Origin of the sequence: Pseudomonas sp. K5002 (assembly GCF_013386655.1) — a bacterium.
In the GTDB taxonomy this organism is placed as follows: domain Bacteria; phylum Pseudomonadota; class Gammaproteobacteria; order Pseudomonadales; family Pseudomonadaceae; genus Aquipseudomonas.
On the sequence record NZ_JACARK010001436.1, the window covers coordinates 1 to 391 of the forward strand.

Sequence of the window (391 nt, forward strand, 5' to 3'; positions counted from 1 at the left end):
CCCGCTCCCACATTTGGATATCCACTCGCCGTTGGATCACTGCATCCAGGGCGGCGGTGGCGGTTCTTCCGACGCTTTGCTCGGTGGCGCATCGTCTGCCGCGCGAGTTGCTGACCCTGTGGCAGGACCGGGGACGCGCGAGTGCCGACGTCAAGGCGCTGGCCCGCCAGCATATCGATGAGCTGAACCAGAAGATCCGCGAGCTGGGGCAATTGCGCGATACGTTGCAGGACCTGGTGGAACACTGCCAGGGTGACCATCGGCCGGATTGCCCGATTCTCAGGGAGTTGGCGTCGGGCAGTTATTGCACCTGAGCAAGTTTAACCAGGCATGCACGGAACCTAATGTGGGAGCGGGCTTGCTCGCGAATGCGGAGTGTCAGTCAATACAT

Annotated in this window: 1 protein-coding gene; it reads left to right on the forward strand. The window is 61.6% G+C overall.

Annotated features, from left to right (window positions below; genetic code table 11):
- Positions 1-314 (forward strand): MerR family DNA-binding protein (locus tag HX846_RS37010; protein ID WP_256740455.1); only part of this gene is annotated, 314 nt, incomplete at its 5' end.
- Positions 315-391 lie beyond the last annotated feature (77 nt).